Origin of the sequence: Chitinophaga silvisoli (assembly GCF_003412465.1) — a bacterium.
In the GTDB taxonomy this organism is placed as follows: Bacteria; Bacteroidota; Bacteroidia; order Chitinophagales; family Chitinophagaceae; genus Chitinophaga; species Chitinophaga silvisoli.
Genome location: NZ_QTJV01000007.1, coordinates 270829 through 288126, shown reverse-complemented (window position 1 = coordinate 288126; position 17298 = coordinate 270829). Strand labels below are relative to the sequence as shown.

The following is a 17298-nucleotide window of genomic DNA, read 5'->3' as shown; positions in this document are numbered from 1 at the left end:
AATACGCCATCTGATGAAATCTGAGGCCACCCGGACTGAGCGGCTAAGTAAATATCCCTACAACGCCACTGTGGACGCAGAATCAATTAGTGGATTTTTTTCTACGGGAGTTCAGTCATTACTTTATAAGGAATTGGTTGCAAACAGGTATGGAAGAAAAAAATGTGAAAATATTATTGGCAGATGATGATCTGGAAGATCGTTTTATTATGCAAGACGCTTTCAATGCCATCAATCTGCCTGACGTGCCCTTGCTTGTGGAAGATGGAGAGAAGGTATTACAACATATGGAACAGCTTTCGCAGGATGCAGGCACCCTGCCCTCTCTGATTGTACTGGATTTGAATATGCCCAGGATGAGCGGCACCGAAACCTTACGCGAACTAAAGAACATTCCTGAATACCAGGATATCCCGGTAATTATCTTCTCATCCTCCATGAACGTGATGGAAATGCATGAGTGCCGTCAACTCGGTGCCCTCTCCTACATGGTCAAGCCATTTACTTATGAGGAATACCTCGTTTCGGCACAACATTTTTACGATTTTTGCCTGAAAAAACATTCTTTCCCGGAGCTCAGCAGCCTGATCCAGAATTTTAAATAGGGTGCCACTCCAGCACCAGCATGTTCCTGGTATTGGAGGTGATTTTACACCTGTCGTCTATGCGCATCCCTATGATCCAGACTACGCGTTTGGCCGATTCCAGGACCCAGATATTTTCCTTCTGAATCAAGGATAATTTTTGATCAATGAAAAAGCGGCTTAGCTTTTTCTTTTTTCGCATGCCTAAAGGGTAGAAATAATCACCCTGTTTCCAGCGACGCATGAGCAACGGAAATTGCAAGGTATCCAGATCGAGGCATGCCATTAATGGAGACGCAGGAATAGGTGCACCCTCACTAGTCCGGATCTTTAATTTCAGGGTGCCTCCTTTCACGCTTACCACACCTGTTTCTTTCTCTATCACAATCAATGGAGCTTCCGGCGCTTCCAGGGGCGTAATCAGGAGCCATACCCGATCGCGGATTATGCGGTGAGTGGGGGTTTCTACTAGTTTACCGGGTTCTGACTGCAGGAGGTCGATTACCTGTGGCAGTTGTGCCGGGCTACAGCCAAATTCTTTGAAAATTTCCCAGGCGAGGGTATGTAGTGGAATCGCTTTTTGCAGTTTTAATACCGGTACTTTAAAGTTCTCTCCCTGTTTGAATAAAAGGCGTTTTTTATGCCTGCTTACAGCTTCTGTATACAATTGTTCCGCCTCCCTGAAACGGTCTATGCTGGCAGCCATTTGGGGTACGGCAGCAGGATAGGTTTCCTGGATTACGGGAATTACTTTATGTCTGAAGAAATTGCGTGTATATTTTACAGTTAGGTTAGAACTGTCTTCCACATAGCCCCAGCCATTGGCCGCTGCAAGTGCCAGTAAATCTTCTTTCTGTGCAAAAAGCAATGGCCGGATCAGGTGTTGCTGCTTCGGTAGTATGCCGTGGAGGCCTGCAATGCCGGTACCTTTGGCGAAGTTCATGAGTACTGTTTCCACATTGTCCTGCATATGATGTGCGGTGGCGAGAAAAGTATATCCATGTTTCTGCCGTGTTTCTTCCAGCCATGCATATCGCAGTTCGCGGGCAGCCACCTGTATGGATATACGTTTATCACCGGCATAGGTTTCTGTATCGAAGCGGATGCTGTACAGGGGCAGCCCCAGTTCATTGGCCAGTGCAGTTACAAAAGTTTCGTCTCTGGCAGATTCTGCCCCCCTGAGCTGGAAATTGCAATGTGCAATACCACAGTCAATGCCTGCCTGTTTGTAGAGGTGTGTCATAACAACGGAATCCACTCCGCCGCTTACTGCCAGCAGCACCTTATCACCCGGGTGGTATAACTTCTCTTCCGCGATATATGCTTTAAATCTGTTGATTAGCTCCATAGTTTTCATTCGATTGTTTGTTCTTACAGCAGGTCATCAAGTGCCATCTGCAGTTCATTATAGGCATGCCTGTTATTCTCCGCTTTCGCCATTTCCATTCCTTTTTCATAGATGGCAATGGCCTCCTGCTCCGCTCCTGCCCTTTCAAGCAGTTTGCCAAGGTGATAATATGAACCTACATAACCCGGTTCGTGTGCCAGCAGTTCTTCGAACTGCTGACGGGCATCTGAATCATTGCCCAGCTTTATATATTCCAGCGCCAACGCATGCTTCAGAAAGCTGTCATTTGGTGTCTGTTTCAAAAATTCTTTTATACTGGCTATCCTATCCATTATTTAAATATATTTGCTCATACCGCTTTTTTTTATATAAAACAGTTAAGGCCATGAAGATATTAGTATGTATCAGTAAAACTCCGGACACGACTGCAAAAATAGCTTTCACAGACAACAACACGAAATTCAATGAAGCGGGTGTACAATTCATCATCAACCCCTACGATGAATGGTATGCCCTGGTCAGGGCGCTGGAACTAAAAGAGACCCTCAACGCTACTGTACATCTCATTACCGTGGGTGGTGCCGACACAGAGCCTATTATCCGTAAAGCCCTTGCATTAGGAGGCGATGAAGCCTTCAGGGTGAACACAGATAGTCCCGACAGTTATTTTATCGCTGCGCAGATTGCAGCCCATGCCAGACAACAGGGGTATGACCTGATTCTGACCGGAAAGGAAACCATCGATTACAATGGTGCTGCCATCGGTGGTATGGTCGCAGAATTGCTTGACCTACCTTATGTATCCATCGCTGCAAAGCTGGATCTGAGTGGTAATACCGCTACCATCAACAGGGAAATCGAAGGCGGCGAGGAAGTCGTGAATGTTGAGCTCCCGGTAGTCGTATCCTGTCAGAAAGGAATGGCCGAAGCCCGCATTCCGAATATGCGTGGTATTATGGCTGCAAGAACCAAGCCACTGGCGGTAGTAGAGCCGGCAGCAGCCGATACGCTGACTGCTATTGCAGGTTTTGAGCTGCCACCGGCCAAGGCAGGCGTAAAAATGATTAGCCCCGACAATGTGGAAGAGCTGGTAAAGCTATTGCACGAAGAAGCTAAGGTGATTTAAGTTAACCGGTTTTACTGAATACCCCGTTAAGAAAAATCATTCCACGTAAGGCTCCTCGCCTGCGCGCACATTATTCAACAATCTAAACAGCCAAGAGATATGTCAGTCCTCATATTTGCAGATCAGGCCCAGGGTAAGATCAAGAAGGCGGCTTTTGAAGCGATACAATATGGTGCAAAAGTAGCACAACAATTTAGTACAACTGCAACCGTGCTGGTGCTGGGTGAAGTAGCCGAAAATGAATTAACGGCACTGGGCAATTACGGTGCAACAAAGGTGTTGCACGCAGCAGATGCGCGCCTGAATGAAACAGAAGGTTCGGTGTTTACCAGGATCATTGCGGCGGCTGCGGAGCATGAAGCTGCCGATGTGATTATCTTCCCACACAATTTTGATGGAAAGGCAATAGCGCCCAGAGTAGCTGCCCGCCTCAAGGCAGGTTTTGTATCAGGTGTGGTTTCTTATCCTGATACCAGCAATGGTTTTGTAGTAAAAAAGAGCGTGTTCTCTGGCAAGGCATTTGCCAACATAAATATCACTTCTGCTAAAAAGGTAATAGCAGTAATGCCCAATACCTTTGCAGTGGAAAAATCTTCGGGTACAGCGACGGTTACTGCTTTCCCGGCAGCTGTGAACGATGGGGATTTTAAGGTAAAAGTGAGTAAGGTAGAAACAGTGAGTGGGGAAATTCCGCTGACAGAAGCAGAGATCGTAGTGAGCGGCGGCCGCGGGCTGAAAGGTCCCGAGAATTGGGGCCTGGTTACCGACCTGGCACAGGCATTGGGAGCAGGTACAGCGTGTTCCAGGCCAGTAGCGGATTCAGGATGGCGGCCACACCATGAACATGTAGGACAAACGGGTTTGACTGTGCGGCCGAACCTGTATTTTGCAATAGGAATATCTGGTGCAATACAACATTTGGCAGGGGTAAATGGTAGTAAGGTGATCGTAGTAATCAATAAGGATCCGGAAGCACCGTTTTTCAAGGCGGCTGATTACGGAATTGTAGGTGATGCATTTGAGGTAGTGCCTAAGTTGACAGCGGCTGTAAAGGCTTTAAAAGGATAAAAATAAGTCCTGAAAATTGGCTGCTGTCTTCGACAGCAGCTAATTTTCAGGATTTTCAAGCATTACGTAATTTTTAGATAAGGAATATTTTTTCTAACTTCACGACTTATAAAATATTCAGCGACAACGCAGGACAGATATGAGAAAAATAGAACTGGAAATAGTTGCCCTTTCGCACAGCATTACACAAACACATTCATACGCCGTCGTATTGGGGGAAGTGAACGGTTTGCGCAGATTACCTATTGTGATAGGTGGATTTGAAGCACAGGCCATTGCTGTAGCGCTTGAAAAAATGCAACCCAGCCGCCCACTGACACACGATCTGATGAAGAACTTTATGAATGCATTCAACATTGAATTACACGAAGTAGTCATCAGCAACTTGCAGGAAGGGATTTTTTATTCAAAACTGGTCTGCTACAGTAATGATGAAACCATTGAAATAGATTCACGTACTTCCGATGCACTTGCACTGGCTGTTCGATTTGGTTGTCCCATCTTTACTTATGAAAACATCCTGAACAGTGCCGGTATCCTACTCGATGACCCTGCCGGCAAGAAGGGTTTAAAACCTGTTACGCCGACCATTTCGGAACATGAAAAAGGCGCAGAGGATGATCTGAAAGTCCTGAACCTGGATGAGCTTACACAATTGCTACAGGAAGTATTGGAACAGGAAGATTATATCCGGGCGATCGCGATACGCGATGAGATCAATAGCCGGAAAAGCAGATAATTCATACCTTTTTTCCGCATGATCGTTTTTCCAAATTGCAAAATAAACCTGGGTCTGCATATTATCCGTAAGCGTACGGATGGTTTTCATGACCTGGAGACGGTATTCTATCCCCTGCAGCTCACAGATGCGCTGGAGGTTTTGAGTCCGGGAACATTACAGTTCCACAGCAGCGGTATTGACATACCGGGTGCTGCTGCAGATAATCTATGCCTGAAAGCCTGGCATTTGCTGAAGAAGGACTTTCCATTTATACCGGAAGTAGATATTCACCTCCATAAGCATATTCCTATTGGTGCAGGTTTGGGTGGTGGATCCGCAGATGCGGCATTTATGCTGGTACATCTGAATCAGCGTTTTCAGCTGGAATTGACGAAGGAGCAAATGCTGGCGTATGCCGCAATGTTGGGGAGTGATTGTCCTTTTTTCATACTCAACAGGGCTTGTTATGCTACAGGACGCGGAGAGGTGATGGAGCCCCTTGAACTGGATTTGAAAGGATGTACGATTGTGCTGGTATATCCTGGTATTCATGTAAATACAGGTTGGGCGTTTAAACAGCTGACACCCAGGGAGCCAGAAGTCTCTTTGAAGGAGGTGATAAAACGGCCATTAGAAGAATGGAAGGGATTGATGAAGAATGATTTTGAGATTCCGATTTTTGAGGCGCACCCGGAACTCGCGGCGATTAAAGAGGAGATGTATCAACAAGGTTCGGTGTACGCGACAATGAGTGGTAGTGGTTCGGCCATGGTTGGCATCTTTCCGGAGGGAGGGAAATTTAAAACAGATTATAAGTCATTTATCATATAGTTAAAAAAGCGCTTCTGCCAAAGGTGGAAGCGCTTTTTTTATGAGTAGCTGTGGAGGATGACTACAAAATAACAAAGCCGGTGTCTTTACGACACCGGCTCTATTTTTATCCTTGGAGGCTTCCGCTTATTTAACGGTAGCTACGAGCTTCTTGAAAGTCTCAGGCTCATTCATAGCCAGATCAGCCAATACCTTTCTGTTCAGATCGATATTTTTAACTGACAGCTTGTGGATGAACTCAGAATAAGTGATACCTTCTGCACGAACTGCGGCGTTGATACGCGCGATCCACAACTGACGGTAGTTTCTTTTCTTTAATTTACGGCCTACATAGCTATATGTAAGACCTTTCTCCAATACGTTTTTGGCTACGGTATAAACATTTTTACGTTTACCATAGAAACCTTTGGCCTGCTTTAAAATTTTCTTCCTGCGGGCTCTGGAAGCAACTGCATTTACTGAACGAGGCATTTTGTGCTCTTTTTTCCGTTTTAGTTAAATAATAATTTCTAAACTACCGACTATCTGAGTGCGAGCATTCTCTTAACCAGATCCAGGTTAGCTGAACTAACCAGGCTGCTGCCTCTCAGGTGGCGTTTTCTTTTGGTAGCTTTCTTGGTCAGCAAGTGACTTTTGAAGGCATTATACCGCTTAATCTGTCCGCTCCCGGTAACCTTGAAGGTCTTCTTAGCCCGGGAATGAGTCTTTACTTTGGGCATCTTACATCAAATTTGGTCTGCAAAGGTAGATAAATATTTGACACTACGAACGTCAAATATAACTTTTTTATTCACGGATCGCAGATGTGGATAACTTTTCTTCTCAAATGTAAAAATAATTTTAACCCCATTAAGTACCTGAAAATCAAAATTCCTCTCCCCTATTACTTCCATTTATGCTTTTATTTATCCAATGATGAGTAATACACATTTTTTCTATTTACTATATTAGTGTTAATTTTAATTTCAAAATAGTATTATTTAAAGCCATATCGTAAAACTTAACCAGGCCTATGAAAGCACTTTACACTTCATGGATCGCCATCTCCGTAAGGAGCTGGTTGCTTTTTCACCCTCAAAAATATGAAAGACCACAAAGAGCGCCCGATTGTTAATCCAGCCCTCTCTGATAGTTTTTTCCCAAAATAATTGAAGATGAAAAAGATTCTAATCCTATTATATAGCTGTTTGTTCCTCGTGACGGGTATAACACGAGCGCAATCAGTCTATTTCAACGTGCCGGACACGGTATGTATGTCCACTAATAATAGTACTGCGGATCAGGCCAAGTTTGTTAGTATGAATGCCTTACTCTCAAGTAACCAGATAGGTAAGGCCAACTGGACAATCGCAACACCCAGTGGATCAGATGCAGATTACACTATCCTGTATTCTGATGTCAACTCCAGTGTCAAAGCGACCCAGCTAACAGGTACTCAGGCCCTGACTATTCAGTTCCTCACTCCCGGTACTTATACATTTACCGTTACCATGAAAAGGAATAATGGTGCAGACATCGTGCGGACCCAAAAGGTCGTGGCAGTTGACTGTACAATCCAGACATGTAGCGGCGGTAATGCCACAATGCCAGGGTTCTCTGAGAATTTCGGTGTGTTGCCCAGCAACGCTACCCGAATGGCTTACACCCCCTCTTCGGCTGTTACCTATATTTACCAGGGTTCAGGTGATCTGAACGATAACTACTATGCGATCTCCAATACCACCCGACTCAGACCTGAGTGGGTGGCCGCTATGGACCATAGTGGTCTCACACGCGGTGGTATGCTGGTGGCCAACTCAGATTATACACCTAGTATCTTCTTCCAGAAAGAAGTAAACGGTCTCTGTCGCGGTTCCGTTTATAACTTCAGCGCGTGGCTCCTCAACACGGACTCCTCTGTTGTTCTAAACAACAATTGCGTAAGCGATTATAAATATGCCGGGGTTACCTTCCAGGTGCTCAACGCGGCAAATACCAGCCAGATACTCGCAGAGTTTAAAACCTATGCGGTATCCATGAACATCAAAAAGACACAATGGCAAAGGTATGGTGGTTCATTCACCGTACCTTCCGGCGTTACAGATGTTATTGTAAGAATCAAAAATAATTTTGACGGTGGTTGTGGTAACGATATTGCGGTCGATGATATCGAATTCCAATATTGTAGCCCGGTGATCACTGCGAAAATTGAAGGACAGGACGATAACCTGAAAGAGGTATTGTGTGAAGGCGCTCCTACTATGATTACCTCCAGCTACACTCCCAGTACTTACTTCACTAATCCGGAGTACCAATGGGAAATGTCCGACGATGGAGGTGTTACCTGGTTCAACGTACCTTATGGTACCGCGAACAACGATACCCTTATCATTGCTGAAGGCGAACTGACTGCTACCAAAACATCGGCGGCAGATTATTATTTCCGTGTAAGGATTTACGAGAGTGGTAGCTCCTCCGAAACCTGTGCGTCTCCATCCTCCGCTGTTAAGATCACAATCCTCCCAATGCCAACTCTTTACCTGACAAAGAGCCAGGTCTGCGAGGGGGCCATTGTTGAATTGCAGGCTTCAGGTGGTTTCGACTACTTCAACTGGAGTGACCTGCCGGATACGCTCCATATGGCAAAACGAGAGATCCAGGTATTATCTGATACCACTATTAAAGTATATGGTCACATATATTATGGTATCGGAGATGTTAAAGAGTGTGTGGACTCAAATAGTGCTACCATCCTGAAAGATGATAAACCAATCGTAGAAATCTCTGCTACGCCAAGCGCTATCTGCCTGGGTAACAATATTACCTTCTCTGTAAACGATGCATTGAACGTAGATTCTACAGGAGGTCATATATATTGGTATAAAGGAGCGGATTCGACCGGTACATTGCTTGCTACCGACCAGACATCGATCACTTATACTACGGTGACCATGGCCGATACTTTATTCACCGTCGTCGTTAAGGTCGGGGAATGTATTGTGCAGGCGGCACCATTCAAAGTAAATCTCACCGATATTCCGGCACCTCCTGCTGGTAAGCAGTTCATTCAGTGTGCGGAAACAGGAACCGGTAAATTTAATACCGGCCGTACCAATATTACAGGTACAACCGGTACATGGTCGATAATAGGCGTGGAAGGACCTGCGGTGACGGATCCAGCTAATGTTGACTTTGCGGATTACGTAAGCCTGGGTAACACGAAAAATCCAAATTACACCTTTGAAGTTTATCACGCGGGTACCACCGTCTACCTCCAATGGAAAGTGACCGCACAAGCGAACAACAACTGCGTTGGTTATGCTTATGATACACTGACATTCGTAGGTGGTGCTACTGTGGCCGTTGCCGGTCCGGATACCACCCAGTGTGGAACTTCGAATGTATTCACCATGGCGGCTAACGAGCCTAACGTAGATGCTACCGGAATTTTCGCAGAACAGGGTACCTGGTCTGTCATCTCCGGCAACGCGGCAAACGTTGCGATCGACGATATCCATGCCTATAATACTACTGTAACTGTTACCCCTATAGGTACAGCACAGGATGTAGTATTACAATGGAGCATCGCGAACACTATAGGTTGTGCTACCTCTTATGACACTGTGATCCTGCACTACCAGGGAGTGCCAACTGTGACCCTGAAACCGGTGACCATCTGTAACACATCCACTTCTTTCTCTCTGGATACTACTGCTACTACCGGCAATCCAACTTACTACAGCATCGCTGCTGCAAGCACAGGTGCAATGCCTGGATTCAGCGCCGTTGCTGAAACGCCGATTACCGGATGGCCAATCACTGTAACCGTTCCCAGCGGTGTTGCTGCCGGAGTTTACAACTTCGTGCTCACCGTAAGAAATGATAATGGTGGTTGTATCAATACGATTCCGTTCTCTGTGAACGTAGAATCCCCTTCCGCTGATCCTACCGGTGTAACCGTAGGTTCTCCAAACATCTGTAGCTCAGGTGCTACTACACTGACCGTTACAGGTGGTTCCCTGGGTAAAAACCCTGATGGTACCGATGCTGCACAGTGGGTATGGTACGCTGGTGGTTGTGGTACAGGTACCGCACTTGGTACAGGTCCTACTATCACTGTAACCGTTTCTGCTACCACTACTTTTTATGTAAGAGCAGAAGGTACCGGCCTTTGCGCAAACTCAAATTGTGCAAGTGGTATTGTAACCGTATACACTGCACCTGATACTGCCAAAGCAGGTCCGGATCAAACCCATTGTAATGACAGTGCCTTCATTATGACAGCTAATACAGCTTCCGTAGGTGCAGGTAAATGGACTGTTGTAAGTGGTACTGCCACTATTCCGGCGACCGATTCTGCCAATGCAGGTGCCAAAATATATGTACTGGCTGGTAACACAGCCACCCTGGCATGGACCATTACAAATGGTGTATGTCTCACTTCTGACCAGGTAGTTTTAACTAACTACATGCAACCGGTTCAGGCGAATGCAGGTCCTGATTCTATCAAAAACTGTAGCACCAATACATTTGTAATGTCTGCTACCGCTGCATCACCGTCTACCGCAACCGGTACATGGTCTACATTTGCAGGTAGCGCTGCTACCATCACTGCAGGTCAGTTCAATCAGCCCAATGCGACTGTTACAATGCCTGTAGGTGATACAGCCACCCTGATCTGGACTGTAACAAATGGAACCTGTTCTTCCCATGATTACGTAAAACTGTTTAACTACGCCCAGCCTACTACTGCCAATGCAGGTGTAGACACAATTAAACAGTGTATGACCACTTCCTTCACCATGGCAGCAACAGCGCCCACCATCGGTACCGGTAAATGGTCTGTGAAGAGCGGAACTGCTACCTTCGCTCCTTCCGACAGCAGCAAGGTCAATGCGGTGATCACCGTACCCAATGGTTCTACTGCCGTGCTGACATGGACAGTGACCAACGGAACCTGTTCTTCTTCTGATGATATCGTATTAATCAATTACCAGAGTCCGGCTACCGCAAATGCTGGTGCGGATTCAATCGTACAGTGTAACAATGCGACCTTCACCATGGCAGCGACCGCAGCCTCTCCTGCTCCAGCAGTTGGTACCTGGTCTCTGTATCCTGGTAGTGCGGCCACCATTGCTGCCGCAGATCTGAATAAAATCAATGCAGTTATCACACTGCCTGCAGGCGACACTGCTACTGCCTTCTGGACAGTTACAAATGGCGTATGTTCCAGCCGTGACTCCATCTTCCTGAGAAACTACCAGGCACCGGCCAAGCCGAATGCAGGTGTTGACCAGGCACATTGTAACGACTCTATCTTCACTATCAATGTAACTACTCCGGCTATTGGTACCGGTACCTGGACACTCTCCAAAACTACCTCTGCCATCGTTTCCCAGACTGCTACTACTGTAACAGTCAGAGTGCCTGCCGGCGATAGCGTACTGGCGATCTACACTGTTGTAAACGGTACATGTTCCGCTGCGGATACTGCAAAACTGCTGAACTATATGCAGCCTGCAGATGCAAATGCAGGTCCTGACCAGCACCAGTGTAACAACGCTAACTTTACCATGGCCGCTAATACACCGAATGTAGCAGGTGCTACCGGTATATGGACCAAACCAGCTGGTTCTACTGCAACCATTACAGGAAGCACCAGCAGTCCAACCACAACTGTCACCATCCCTGTGGGTGACAGCAGTATGTTGTTCTGGACAATTACTAATGGAACCTGTGTGGATACTGACACTGTTTGGATTGTAAACAACAATCCGCCAGCTGCTGCCAATGCAGGTCCGGATACAATTAAACAATGTAACACTGCAGCTTTCGTTATGACAGCGAATGCTCCATCTGTGGCCGGTGCTACCGGTACATGGACAGTGGTGTCTCCATCTTCTTATACCATCCCAGCCGCTGATGAACACAATCCGACAGCAACCTTCAATGTAACTGCCGGTTCTACAGTAGTACTGAGATGGACTATCACCAACCTGGGATGTACTTCTGCTGACAACATTGTGCTGATCAACTACGAACAGCCAACTGCTGTAAGTGCAGGTGCTGACCAGACCAAGTGTGCGGGTACTGCCTTCGTGATGACTGCTTCTGCAGTAAATGTAACGGGTGCAGTTGGCACATGGCGTGTAGCCAGCGGCAACGCTGTGATTACTGCCGGTGAAGAGCACAATACAAATGCCCATGTCACTATTCCAAACGGTCAATCTGCCGTATTACATTGGGTAGTAACAAACGGTGTCTGCGCTGACTCTTCTGCTGTCACACTCACTAACCTGCTCACCCCAAGTGATGCAGCTATCACCCAGGATTCCATCAGGCATTGTAATGACAGCGCCTTCGTAATGTCTGCCAATGCTCCTGATGTAGCCGGTGCTACCGGTACCTGGACATTCAAGGGCACTACTACTGCTTACGCCAGCAATGCGAATGATCCGAATGCAACGATCTACGTTTCCGCCGGTGACAGCGTAATTGCTTACTGGACTATTTCCAATGGAACCTGTCCTACTACCGACAGTATTAAACTGGTTAACTACATGGCACCAACTGCCGCTGCGTTACCAGCTGATATGCAACAGTGTATGACAAGTACCTTCCCTGTTACTGCAAATGCGCCGGATGTACCGGGTGCAACTGGTACATGGGCAATAGTAAAAGGCAATGCTACCTTCCCTGCTACTGACTTACATAACACCAGCACCACCTTCACGGTTGCAAACGGTGACAGTGCTTATGTAACATGGACGATTACAAATAACCTGTGTAGCAGCGTAGATACTATTAAATTATACAACTATCAGCAACCCGTTCAGGCAAATGCCGGTCCGGACCAGACCCAATGTAATATAAGTGCCTTTACCATGCAGGCTACAGCAGCATCTCCTGCTACCGCTGTTGGTAAATGGTCACTGTACCCGGGTAGTGCCGCCAGCTTCAGTTCAGCAGATTCCAGCAAGCCAAACGCAGTATTTACACTGCCGGCCGGCGATACTGCTACCGCTATCTGGACGGTAACAAATGGTGTCTGCTCTTCTGCTGACGTAGTACTGCTGAAGAACAGTGCAATGCCAAACCAGGCAGATGCAGGTGTCGATTCCATCCGCCAGTGTAACACCACTACATTCACTATGGCTGCCAATAGCCCAACTGTAACAGGTGCTACAGGTAAATGGACACTCTCTAATACACGTGCTACTATGGCTGCAGCTGATACCAGCAATCCGAATGCGGTCATCACCGTTCCTGTAGGCGATAGCGTAATTGCTACCTGGACAATCACTAACGGTGCTTGTTTTACTACCGACAAGATCAAACTGGTAAACTATGCGCAGCCTACTGCTGCAAATGCAGGTCCTGACCAACGCAAGTGTGCTACCACCACATTTACTATGGCAGCGAACACACCATCTATCGGTACCGGCGTATGGACACTCTCTAATACCCGCGCAAGCATCGCTGCCGCAGATCTCAATAAACCAGCTGCAGTGATCAACGTACCTGTAGGTGACAGCGTAGTGGCTACCTGGACAATCACCAACGGCGTATGTACTACCAGCGACGATGTGAAACTGGTAAATGATGCAATGCCTACGACCGCAAATGCAGGCCCGGCTCAGACTCATTGTAATAACAGTGCCTTTATCATGGCGGCCAACACTGCCACCGTTGGTACCGGTACATGGTCATTCTACACCGGGTCTACAGCAACGATCGCAGCAACAGATCTAAACAATCCAACGGCTAAGATCTTTGTACCAGCCGGTGATACAGCCACTGCAATCTGGACAATCTCTAACAACTCCTGTATGACCAGCAGCACTGTCCTTCTGAAGAACGACAGAATGCCTGAAACTGCTAATGCAGGACCTGATCAGACACACTGTAACGACAGTGCCTTCATCATGGCAGCTACACCAGGAGCTCTTCCTAATTCAAAGGGTACCTGGACTGTCATTAGCGGTACTGCAACCATCGCAGCTGCTGATCTGAACAATCCTACTGCCAAAGTACTGGTATTCGCAGGTACATCTGCTACCCTGCAATGGACCCTGACCAATGGTACCTGTACCGGCACACCGGCAACAGTCACCCTGACCAACCTGGGACCAGTAATTGGAAACACCATCTCTGCCGATCAGACACTTTGTGCATCTGAAACACCAGCTGCCCTCACAGGTACTTTAACGCTGGGTGGTGGTAATGGCACCTTCACTTACCAGTGGCAGATGAGCACCACAAGTGCAACCGCAGGATTCACTAACGTGACTACAGGTACAGGTGGCACCGCTGCTACTTATACTCCTGCAGCACTGACTGCCGATACTGTATGGTTCAGAAGAATTGTAAGTTCCGGTTCCTGCTTAAATGCTACCAGCAACGTTGTGAAACTGAGAAGAATCACGACTAACCCTGTAGTGGTTTCCGTACCTGCTGCCATCACTACCAATTGCGTAGCCGGTAAAGATTATACTACTATGTTCGGTACACCGGTATTCAGTCACATGCCTTACAGCAATGAACCACTGACTGTTACCTATACCGATAATACCCAGACACCGAATGCCTGTCAGACAATCATCATGCGTACCTGGACTGCCGTTGACCGTTGTGGTCTCACCACTTCTGCAGCACAGACCATTACCGTGATCGATACCACTGCACCTAAGTTCACCACTGCCGCCCCGGCAAATGTGACTGCAAGTTGTGACAACGTACCGGCTGCTGTAACCCTGACTGCTACCGATGATTGCTCCGGTACACTGACTATCACACCGATTGAAACCCGTGTAGATATCGCTGGTCAATGTACAAGTAATTATTACCTGATCCGTAAATGGGTAGCGGTTGATAATTGTGGTAATGTAAGCGACACCCTGAGACAGACCGTCACTGTTAAAGACACCACCGGTCCTGTGTTCACCGGTCCTGCTCCTGCCAACGTAACCGTTGATTGTGATAAGGTACCGGCCGCTATTACACTCACTGCCACTGACAATTGTACTCCTGGTACCATCACTGTAACACCGGTAGATACCAGACAGTCTATTTCAGGTGCGAAGTGTAGCAATACCTACCAGATTACCCGTACATGGACTGCTACCGACAATTGTGGTAACAGCACCATCCTGAAACAAATCATCACTGTGGTTGATACCACCCGCCCTGTATTCAATACTATCGTGGTGGCTGATACCACAGTAAACTGCGACGGCGTACCTGCCCTCCCAACCATCACCGCGACAGACAACTGTACTGCCAGCGTGAAGGTAAGCGTGGCTCAAACCAAGGTATTCCTGAGCACTACCTGCTCTAATAATTACCGCCTGACTCGTACCTGGACCGCGACCGATGACTGCGGAAACGTGGCTACCATGAAACAGGTAATTACTGTACAGGATACCACCAGACCAAAATTCACGATCACACCTCCTGCTGATACTACGGTAAGTTGTAGCGCAGTGCCAACACCGCCTAGCAACCTGTCAGCTACTGACAACTGTAGTGCTGCCAGCAATGTGAAGATCAGCTACAGCCAGGTTCGTCAGTCTATCACTGGTGCCTGTGCAAGTAACTACCAGCTGATCAGAACATGGATCGCGAAAGATGAATGTGGTAATACCAGCACTATTCGCCAGGTAATCACCGTCGTAGATACGACCAAACCTGTGATCGATCCGGCTCCGGCTGCTGTCACTGTCACTTGTGGAGGTACTATCCCGGCTGCTGCTACCCTGTATGCAACTGATAACTGCGATGCTAACTTCCCTAAGAAAGCGACTATGACAACCGATCCATATACCGTGGATGCTTGTAACGGTTACACCATCACCAGAAGATGGAACATCGCTGATGCATGTGGTAATGCCGCTATCGAAAGAGTACAGATCATCACTGTAGTCGCTTGTCCTAAACCAGAACTGGACACAGCACTGCCAATGAACTGTTCTGACAATACGAAGTTTGCACTGCAACTGAAAACGAAAGTCAGCAAACCAACATTTACGCTGCAGAGCGTTTACCCTGCGGGTACTGTAAGTACACCGAAGAGTCAAACCAGCAATGTATTTGACCTGAACGGTGCTACTCAGGCTACCTTCATTGTAACTGACGGTGTAACTGGTTGTGTATCTGATCCGGTAACTTATAATCTGCGGTATGTAACCAGGCCAACTGTAGACCTGGGTGCTGATGTGGCCATCTGTGAAGGCAACGCTGTAACCCTGGATGCAGGCGCAGCAAATGCAACGGCTGGTTATGCCATCAAGTGGAACACTGGCGCAACTACCCAACAGATCACCGTATCTGCTGCCGGTACTTACTATGCAACAGTCACCAACAATGGTTGTTCCGCAACCGACACTGTGAAAGTAACGGTGAATACACCTCCAACAGTTAACATCCCGGATACCACTATCTGTGACGGCATGACAGTGAAACTGAATGCTTATGTACAGGGTGCTTCCTACACCTGGAACACAGGTGATACCGGACCATCTATCACCGTTAGTACCGCAGGTACCTACACCGTAGATGTAACACTGAAAGGCTGTACCGTTACCGACCAGGCTACTGTAACGGTGTCTACCCCGCCAAACGTGACCCTGACACCTGATACTGCTATTTGTCCTGATCAGTCAGTGATGCTGCAGGTAGAGCCAGATGGTGGCAGCGTAGCATGGTTAGACGGTTCTGTAACAAACTCTATCGTCGTATCTAAACCTGGTGATTACTGGGTGACTGTAACGAAGGGTGGTTGTGTTGTGAAAGATACTGTCACTGTGACCAACAAAGCAAACATCTCCTTCGACCTGGGACCAAACAAGGATATCTGTGCCGGTGGTCTCGTAGTACTGGATGCCACTAATCCTGATGTGATCTCTTACCTCTGGAATGATGGTACAACCGATCCGATCAAGGAAGTAAGCACACCAGGTACCTACACCGTAACAGTGCTGGACAGGTTCTGTAACCTGACTACTACAGATAGCGTAAAAGTAACAGTGGCTGGTATCGGAGATATCTCTCTGGGTAATGATACCACCATCTGTATCGGTCAGACCCTGACCCTGAGCGTAGATGCCGGCAGCGGTAACAGCATCAGGTGGCAGGATGGCGCTACTACTCCAACGTATGTAGTGACTACGACCGGATACTATACTGTCACTGTTTACAATGATTGCGGTACTGTAACCGATGATATCACTGTAACTTATAAAGCTTGTGAAGGTAAACCTGAATTCCCGAATGCGTTCACACCGAACGGCGACGGCAAGAACGATTCCTTCAAACCACATGTAACCGGAACGATGTATGATTACGACCTGCGTATCTACAATCGCTGGGGTGAACTGATCTTCCTGAGTAAAGATTCCAAGACCGGATGGGATGGTCGATACAAAGGAACACTGGTGGATGTAGGAACCTATGTGTGGATGCTGAGTTATAAGAAGATACTGGGAGGACCGGTAAATGTGGTGAAAGGAGAAGTGACGGTAATAAGATAAGAGAAGTGTAAAGTAGAAATAAAATAGGCTTAAAGGCGTCCCGGGATACCCACCGGGGCGCCTTTCTTTTTCAGATCAAAAACAAAAAGCCCTGGCAGCATCCTGCCAGGGCT

The 17298-nt window shown here is 47.3% G+C and carries 10 protein-coding genes; 6 read left to right on the top strand and 4 right to left on the bottom strand.

Annotation, left to right across the window (positions count from 1 at the left end):
- Nucleotides 1–164: 164 nt before the first annotated feature.
- Nucleotides 165–605 carry a response regulator gene (locus DXN04_RS19915; protein WP_158569082.1) on the top strand — a complete coding sequence of 147 codons (441 nt, stop codon included), beginning with the start codon at nt 165–167 and terminating at the stop codon, nt 603–605.
- Here DXN04_RS19915 and tilS read toward each other — a convergent pair.
- Nucleotides 598–1932: a tRNA lysidine(34) synthetase TilS gene (tilS, locus tag DXN04_RS19910; protein ID WP_116855270.1), complete on the bottom strand. Its 1335-nt coding sequence runs from the start codon at nt 1930–1932 to the stop codon at nt 598–600. The two genes, DXN04_RS19915 and tilS, sit on opposite strands and share 8 nt — an antisense overlap.
- Nucleotides 1933–1955: 23 nt before the next feature.
- A complete protein-coding gene (locus tag DXN04_RS19905) occupies nt 1956–2234 on the bottom strand; it encodes a tetratricopeptide repeat protein (RefSeq protein ID WP_233525640.1) in 279 nt (92 codons plus the stop codon).
- Between the two features lie 83 nt (nt 2235–2317).
- Here DXN04_RS19905 and DXN04_RS19900 point away from each other — a divergent pair, with 83 nt between their 5' ends.
- The 4 genes from DXN04_RS19900 (at nt 2318) to ispE (ending at nt 5678) form a co-directional block, all read left to right on the top strand.
- On the top strand, nt 2318–3058 hold the full coding sequence (locus DXN04_RS19900; protein ID WP_116855143.1) for an electron transfer flavoprotein subunit beta/FixA family protein: 741 nt from the start codon (nt 2318–2320) through the stop codon (nt 3056–3058).
- Nucleotides 3059–3157: 99 nt separating this feature from the next.
- Entirely contained in the window at nt 3158–4126 is a 969-nt protein-coding gene (locus DXN04_RS19895) for an electron transfer flavoprotein subunit alpha/FixB family protein (RefSeq protein WP_116855142.1), read from the top strand.
- 139 nt (nt 4127–4265) lie between these two features.
- A complete protein-coding gene (locus tag DXN04_RS19890) occupies nt 4266–4865 on the top strand; it encodes a bifunctional nuclease family protein (RefSeq protein WP_083725830.1) in 600 nt (199 codons plus the stop codon).
- Nucleotides 4866–4883: 18 nt separating this feature from the next.
- On the top strand, nt 4884–5678 hold the full coding sequence (gene ispE / locus DXN04_RS19885) for a 4-(cytidine 5'-diphospho)-2-C-methyl-D-erythritol kinase (protein ID WP_233525639.1): 795 nt from the start codon (nt 4884–4886) through the stop codon (nt 5676–5678).
- A 126-nt stretch (nt 5679–5804) separates the two neighbouring features.
- Here ispE and rplT read toward each other — a convergent pair whose 3' ends face one another.
- Together rplT and rpmI are read right to left on the bottom strand one after the other, a co-directional pair.
- Nucleotides 5805–6149: a 50S ribosomal protein L20 gene (gene rplT / locus DXN04_RS19880; RefSeq protein ID WP_072357586.1), complete on the bottom strand. Its 345-nt coding sequence runs from the start codon at nt 6147–6149 to the stop codon at nt 5805–5807.
- Nucleotides 6150–6199: 50 nt separating this feature from the next.
- Nucleotides 6200–6397 carry a 50S ribosomal protein L35 gene (rpmI, locus tag DXN04_RS19875; protein ID WP_072357585.1) on the bottom strand — a complete coding sequence of 66 codons (198 nt, stop codon included), beginning with the start codon at nt 6395–6397 and terminating at the stop codon, nt 6200–6202.
- A 435-nt stretch (nt 6398–6832) separates the two neighbouring features.
- Here rpmI and DXN04_RS19870 point away from each other — a divergent pair, with 435 nt between their 5' ends.
- A complete protein-coding gene (locus DXN04_RS19870) occupies nt 6833–17185 on the top strand; it encodes a gliding motility-associated C-terminal domain-containing protein (RefSeq protein WP_147320001.1) in 10353 nt (3450 codons plus the stop codon).
- Nucleotides 17186–17298 lie beyond the last annotated feature (113 nt).

What these genes read in the sequence shown, in the direction of transcription:
- tilS (WP_116855270.1), bottom strand. Translation starts at nt 1,932, where the DNA reads ATGGAGCTAATCAACAGATTTAAAGCATATATCGCGGAAGAGAAGTTA.
- DXN04_RS19900 (WP_116855143.1), top strand. Translation starts at nt 2,318, where the DNA reads ATGAAGATATTAGTATGTATCAGTAAAACTCCGGACACGACTGCAAAA.
- DXN04_RS19895 (WP_116855142.1), top strand. Translation starts at nt 3,158, where the DNA reads ATGTCAGTCCTCATATTTGCAGATCAGGCCCAGGGTAAGATCAAGAAG.
- DXN04_RS19890 (WP_083725830.1), top strand. Translation starts at nt 4,266, where the DNA reads ATGAGAAAAATAGAACTGGAAATAGTTGCCCTTTCGCACAGCATTACA.
- ispE (WP_233525639.1), top strand. Translation starts at nt 4,884, where the DNA reads ATGATCGTTTTTCCAAATTGCAAAATAAACCTGGGTCTGCATATTATC.
- rplT (WP_072357586.1), bottom strand. Translation starts at nt 6,149, where the DNA reads ATGCCTCGTTCAGTAAATGCAGTTGCTTCCAGAGCCCGCAGGAAGAAA.
- rpmI (WP_072357585.1), bottom strand. Translation starts at nt 6,397, where the DNA reads ATGCCCAAAGTAAAGACTCATTCCCGGGCTAAGAAGACCTTCAAGGTT.
- DXN04_RS19870 (WP_147320001.1), top strand. Translation starts at nt 6,833, where the DNA reads ATGAAAAAGATTCTAATCCTATTATATAGCTGTTTGTTCCTCGTGACG.